7 protein-coding genes are annotated in these 6682 nt (G+C 35.1%); all 7 read left to right on the top strand.

Going from position 1 to position 6682, the window contains the following annotated elements:
• The first annotated feature begins 198 nt into the window (after window positions 1–198).
• The 7 genes from mgrA (at window position 199) to AC07XN_RS11115 (ending at window position 6643) form a co-directional block, all read left to right on the top strand.
• Window positions 199–1203 carry an L-glyceraldehyde 3-phosphate reductase gene (mgrA, locus tag AC07XN_RS11145; RefSeq protein ID WP_323246432.1) on the top strand — a complete coding sequence of 335 codons (1005 nt, stop codon included), beginning with the start codon at window positions 199–201 and terminating at the stop codon, window positions 1201–1203.
• Between the two features lie 169 nt (window positions 1204–1372).
• Window positions 1373–1795 carry a Dabb family protein gene (locus AC07XN_RS11140; protein WP_323246433.1) on the top strand — a complete coding sequence of 141 codons (423 nt, stop codon included), beginning with the start codon at window positions 1373–1375 and terminating at the stop codon, window positions 1793–1795.
• An 11-nt stretch (window positions 1796–1806) separates the two neighbouring features.
• Window positions 1807–2793: an aldo/keto reductase gene (locus AC07XN_RS11135; protein WP_494743122.1), complete on the top strand. Its 987-nt coding sequence runs from the start codon at window positions 1807–1809 to the stop codon at window positions 2791–2793.
• A 38-nt stretch (window positions 2794–2831) separates the two neighbouring features.
• Complete coding sequence (locus tag AC07XN_RS11130; protein WP_309912956.1) at window positions 2832–3596, top strand: ThuA domain-containing protein; 765 nt, start codon at window positions 2832–2834, stop codon at window positions 3594–3596.
• Window positions 3597–3851: 255 nt separating this feature from the next.
• Window positions 3852–4562, top strand: coding sequence for an EF-Tu C-terminal domain-related protein (locus AC07XN_RS11125; RefSeq protein ID WP_494743121.1), 711 nt, complete (start codon window positions 3852–3854; stop codon window positions 4560–4562).
• Between the two features lie 359 nt (window positions 4563–4921).
• Entirely contained in the window at window positions 4922–5719 is a 798-nt protein-coding gene (locus AC07XN_RS11120) for an SDR family oxidoreductase (protein WP_494743120.1), read from the top strand.
• Between the two features lie 12 nt (window positions 5720–5731).
• Window positions 5732–6643: a helix-turn-helix domain-containing protein gene (locus tag AC07XN_RS11115; protein WP_494743119.1), complete on the top strand. Its 912-nt coding sequence runs from the start codon at window positions 5732–5734 to the stop codon at window positions 6641–6643.
• Window positions 6644–6682 lie beyond the last annotated feature (39 nt).

The raw sequence follows: 6682 nt of genomic DNA, 5'->3' as shown, positions 1-6682 counted from the left end.
GCAGAAATTCTGTCTTAAAGTCTCCGAACAAGGACAAAACCTATCAATCTACATAAGGAATTATATTACATTTGTATAGCTTAAAAATATATTCATTTTAGTTTTAAGTAGCGTAAAAAACATACAGGTTTTTTAAAAATCCTGAGGAATCATTTCACTCGATTTATTAACTATTCTAAAAATTTCTGAACTCACTAAATGACTTACCTAGCAAACCCTACTCGTTACGATCAATCAGGAACCCGCCCAATGGAGTATCGCCGTTGTGGTAACAGTGGTTTAAAATTACCCGCTATTTCATTAGGCTTGTGGCACAATTTCGGTGGTGTCGATGTATTTGAAAATTACCGAGCTATTTTACAAACTGCTTTTGATAATGGTATTACACATTTCGATTTAGCTAATAATTATGGGCCTCCTCCGGGGTCGGCGGAAGAGAATTTTGGTGTCATCATGAAAAAAGATTTCGCTCAATACCGTGACGAATTAGTGATTTCAACCAAAGCGGGTTATTTGATGTGGCCTGGCCCTTATGGAGAATGGGGTTCAAAAAAATACTTGGTGTCAAGCTTAGACCAAAGCTTAAAACGCATGGGACTAGACTATGTTGATATTTTTTATCATCATCGCCCAGACCCTGATACGCCTTTAGAAGAAACAATGGCAGCCTTGGATTTAATCGTCAGACAAGGTAAAGCCTTATACGTGGGTATTTCAAACTATCAAGCTCCAGAAGCTGAAAAGGCTATTGCCATCTTGAACCGATTAGGAACACCATGTTTAATCCATCAACCAAAATATTCTATGTTTGAACGTTGGGTTGAAGGTGGTTTGCTAGATGTACTCGGTCGCGAAGGTGTGGGGTGTATTCCTTTCTCACCATTAGCACAAGGGCTTTTGACTGACAAATATTTAAAGGGTATTCCTAGTGATTCTAGGGCATCTAAACCGCATGGTTTCTTGCAAACTAGCCATGTTACCCCAGAGGTAGTGGCAAAATTAGAGCAATTAAACGACATTGCTTTACAACGTGGTCAGACTTTGGCACAAATGGCACTCGCTTGGTTATTGAAAGATGCAAGGGTTACTTCAGTACTGATTGGTGCAAGTAGGGTTTCACAATTACTAGACTCGCTAGATTGTTTAAAAAACAAAACTTTTAGTCATGATGAATTAACGAAGATTGAAGAGATTTTAAAGTAAGCTATGAGCTTTGAGATGTAAGCTATGAGTTTTTTTTATGCCATAATTCGCTCAATAGAAAAAACTCAAGGCTCGTTGCTTTTAAAACACTAACAAATAACATTTACTAAACATAAAAGCTGAAAGCTCAAGGCTCATTGCTCAAAGCTATCAACTAAAAAAGCCAACTATGAAAAATATTTCCAGACGTAATTTTGTTAAAAACACTGCACTAACTGCTGGTGCGGGTTTAGCAATGGTGAATACTACTGAGGCTAAGGCTTCAAAAGAGCTATTTGTTCATCATGTGTACTTTTACTTAAAAAATGCAAACAATGAGGCCGATACTGCTAAATTAATCGAAGGATTGAATGCATTAACGAAAGTACCAACTATCAGGTTTGTACACATCGGAACACCAGCAAGTACGAACAGAAGCGTAATAGAAAAAGGCTATGCCGTATCTTGGTTATGTTTCTTTGATAATTTAGAGGAAGAAGAAATTTACCAAAAACACCCTATTCACTTGAAATTCGTAGAGGAATACTCGCACCTCTGGGATCATGTAATTGTATATGATGCTATAGGCCCAAGAAGAGAAAAGCAAAAATAATATTCAAAAAAATGCAATATAGAAAGTTAGGTAAAACAGGTTTCGAGATTTCAGAAATCAGCTTAGGTACATGGCAAGTAGGTGGTAAATGGGGTGATGATTTTAGCCATGAAACAGCTGATAAAATCCTTAATACTGCCGTAGATGCTGGTATTAATTTTATTGATACTGCCGATGTGTATGGCAACGGAGAAAGCGAGAAGGCCGTTGGTAGATTTGTAAAAAGTCGTTCAGAAAGACTTTTTGTCGCTACTAAATGTGGAAGGCAATTAAACCCACATGTAAACGAAGCTTATCAACCAGCAGTACTTCGCAAATTTGTGGAAGATAGTTTAACAAATATGGGCTTAGAAACCCTAGATTTGATTCAGTTACACTGTCCACCCACAGAAGTATATTATCGTCCAGAGATTTTTGAATTGTTTGATAGATTAAAGGACGAAGGGAAAATATTAAACTTGGGAATCAGTGTCGAGAAAGTAGAAGAAGCCTTAAAAGGGATTGAATATGATAACGTAACGAGCGTACAAATTATTTTCAATGTTTTTCGTCAGCGTCCAGCAGCATTGTTTTTTGAACAAGCCAAGAAAAAAGACGTTGGTGTGATTGTAAGAGTACCTTTAGCCAGTGGCTTGTTAACAGGTAAGTTCTCAAAAACATCCACTTTTACAGAAGGAGACCACCGTAACTTTAACCGTAATGGCGAACATTTCGATAAAGGTGAAACATTTTCTGGGATTGATTACGAAACAGGTCTGGCCGCTGTGGATGAATTAAAAGCGCTATTTCCAGCACATCCTAATTTAGCACCTATCGCCTTGCGTTGGATTTTACAACATGATGCTGTAAGTACGGTCATTCCGGGAGCCTCTCGTCCAGAACAAGTATTATCTAATTTAGATGTTTTCAATATTCCAGCTTTGACATCTGAAGAAGTTTCAAGCATTAATCAGGTATATCAACAAAGTATCAAACCATTGGTTCACCAATTATGGTAACAGTATTCCAATTTAATTCATAACAAAATTCAAGAAAAATGAAAAATAATCTCCTTAAAAGTACGCTGATGTTTTTGTTGGCTTTATCGTTTACTAGCACAACTTTCGCCCAACAATTTAAAGTATTGTTGTATACCAAGACTGCGGGTTTTCATCATGAATCAATTCATGAGGGCGTAACTGCTATTCGTCAATTAGCGGCTCGTAATAACTTCACGGTAGTTTGGCAAGAAAATGCAACAGTGTTCAATGATAAAGACTTAGCTGGCTTTAGTGCTGTGATATTTTTAAATACAACTGGTGATATTCTAAATGATGAGCAACAAGCTGCTTTCGAGAAATTCATTCGTTCGGGCAAAGGCTACGTGGGTATTCATGCTGCGTCCGATACTGAATACGACTGGGCTTGGTACACTAAAATGGTGGGAATGATGTTCAAAATTCACCCTGCACAACAAACTGCCTATTTGAAAGTTGAAGATAGCAACTTCCCAGGGATGGAGCGTTTTCCTAAAAAACTGCTTTGGACTGACGAATGGTATGAATTTGGCGACCTAAAATCAACAGATTTACATTACTTGGTTTCAGTGGATGAAAAATCTTACGACCCTTATGCAAAATGGGGAACAAACGAAGGAAAAGGAATGGGTAAATTCCATCCGATTTCTTGGTATCATAACTACGATGGCGGTAGAGCATTCTATACTGCTTTAGGACATATTCCATTAACGTTTTCTGACCAAACTTTCTTAGACCATATCTATGGAGGTATTTACTGGGCAGCTACTGGTAAAGGATTGTAGACTGTAAAGGATTGATTTATATACCAACAAAATCCCCATATCGTTGATATGAGGATTTTTTGTTGTAGGACAATCGTAAAGAGGACCTTTGCATTCTTTATTATTTTCAAGATGACTTTACTTAACACTACTGTTTTCACTAAATATCTATTTTTCTATACACTAATGAAAACAGATTAAAAACATTTTATAATTTATTATATTGGTATATTTCAGACCTCTCTGGTAGAAAAATAAGCCTCAAAGACGAATATTATGATTATTAGTCAAAACTCGAAACTACAAAATCCAGAACTTGAAGCCGAAATTTATTATTTGACACATGAGGAAGGCGGTCGCTATAATCCTGTTTATAGTGGGTATCGTGGACAGCTCTATTACAACAATCAAAATTGGGATGCTCCTCAAGAATTTATAGACAAAGAGGTCTGCTATATGGGTGAAACTGTGAAAGTTTATTTACAGACTTTAAGTCCACACTTTCATATTGGTCAATTTTTTAAAGGACAAATATTTGAAATTAGAGAAGGTTCAATCATAGTTGGAAAAGGACAAATAACCAAAGTAATTAGACCTGATTTCAACTATTGGGATTTTGAAAGTTTTCAAAGTCAACTTCCCGAAAACTATAAACCATTTGATTTTAAAAGTATCAATAAAACCATGATTGATATAAAAAGCTTGATGGATAAGATGAAGCAGATTGAGAGCATCAAATTTGCTAAAAAGACTTCTGGGAACAATCAAAGGCTAATTGTTGAATGTAAATTAAAAAATAAAAACAGTGCATTAAGACCTTTTGCAGATGAACTCTATAAAAATTGGAACGATTTATTCCCTCTCAAAGACTCATTTTTCAAGATTAAGACTTATTGGTATGAGGATAGTTTTGAATTAGAATTGTTCTTTGCGATATGTGACCACAATATATATATAACAGGAAGTATGATAGTATCCACAAGATAGATAATTTTTCGTCGCTAACTGTTAATGCAATATCTACAACCTCTTTAAATAGCGAATACTCAAAGTTATATTTTCCAATTCGTGTTTACTATCGCAGTAGCTCGCTTCTAGCGAGTTACCACTCTTAAAACGCTTGTCAAAAATAAAATATCTATTTTATTTTTGACAAGCGTTTTTCCGTTAAACACAAGTATTATCACTATTCAAGCAATGGTACTTGAAAAAGTAGTCATAGAAATTTGTAGTTATTAAATGGTTTTTTGATTTGGTGCACTTTTGGATACAACATTTGCTAATTTGGATACAGACAAGAAGCTGTAGTTGATGAATTTTGTATATCAAATTTTAAATACAAAAACATGAAAACAATATTCATTACAGGGGCATCAACTGGTTTAGGAAAAGCAACAGCAAAATTATTTGCCTCAAATGGCTGGAAGGTAATTGCCACAATGCGCAAGCCCGAAAACGAAAAGGAATTAAATCTTATTGACAACATTACACTATTACCATTAGACGTCACTAATTTAGTACAAATAAAAGAAACTGTACAAAAAGCGATTGATTTAGGCGATATTGATGTTGTATTTAATAATGCTGGTTATGGATTGATGGGACCTTTAGAATCTACAACAGATACACAATTGGTGCGTCAGTTAGAGACTAACTTATTAGGGGTAATTCGTGTTACACAGGCATTTATTCCCTATTTTAGAGAAAAACAAAGTGGACTTTTTATCACCACTACATCCATTGGCGGACTGATTACGTTCCCGTTTAGCTCGGTTTATCATGCCACAAAATGGGCTTTGGAGGGTTGGAGCGAAAGTATGTCTTTCGAGCTAAAAAAAATTGGGATTGGCATAAAAACCGTTTCACCTGGTGGTATAAAAACAGATTTTCTGAGTCGTTCAGCTGATATGTCGGCACATCCTGCATATGATAAATGGGTTGAAAAATTATTTGCTGGTTTTAGTGAAGATAACTTTACGCCTGCCAGCGAAATTGCTTCGGTAGTATATGAAGCAGCTACCGATGGCAAAGAAAAATTAAGATATGTAGCAGGTGAGGACGCTAAAGCACTATATGCACAGCGTTTGGCATTAGGAGATACACAATTTATGAAATCTATGGAACAAATGTTTTTGGACAATTAAAATATCCATCTCATGAAAAACAGTGAAAATATACCGCATAGATTTAATTCAATATCCGACCTACATCGGGTGCTTGGCTTACCAAAGCCTTTGCACCCTTTGATTAGTCTGGTAGATAATACTAAAATAGCTGTAAACAAAGAAGACCTACAAACCTCGTTCTTGCTCAATTTTTATAAAATATCCTATAAAACAAGTCCACAAGGGACGATAAAATATGGTCAGAATTACTATGATTTTGATGAAGGAAGTTTGGTTTTCACTTCACCGAATCAATTACTGGCAACAACAGATGATACTGAATATTTAGGATACACATTACTTATTCATCCAGATTTTATCAGAAATCATACCTTAGGAAAAACCATTAAAACTTATGGATTCTTTTCTTATGCTGTTCATGAAGCGCTTCACCTTTCAGATAAAGAAAAACAAACGATTATATCCGTTTTCAAGAATATAGAAGATGAGTTACAATCGAGTATTGACGATTTTAGTCAGGATATAGTCATTTCACAAATCGAATTATTGTTGAATTACAGCAACCGATTTTATAAAAGACAATTTACCACTCGAAAAATGGTAAATAATGATATGCTTTATCAATTAGAAAAACTCCTCAATGAATATTATAATGAGATGGCATTAATAAAAGGATTGCCAACAGTTCAATATTTTTCTGAACAATTAAATGTTTCTCCACGCTATTTAAGCGATATGCTTCGTTCACTAACAGGGCAAAGTTCACAGCAGTATATTCATGATAAATTAATTGAAAAGTCAAAGGAAATGCTGGCTACTACCAATTTATCCGTTAGTGAAATTGCTTATCAACTAGGTTTTGAATATCCACAATCATTTAGCAAACTATTTAAAAATAAGACTAAAGTTTCTCCATTAACATTTAAACACTCTTTTAACTAACTATTTTTTTTCTATGCAGCATAATTATATAGTCATAAA

Source organism: Arcicella sp. GW458-12-2-14-TSB2, from assembly GCF_059423785.1.
Note: the sequence above shows the minus strand (reverse complement) of the source record. Positions and strands in the feature narration are given on the sequence as shown.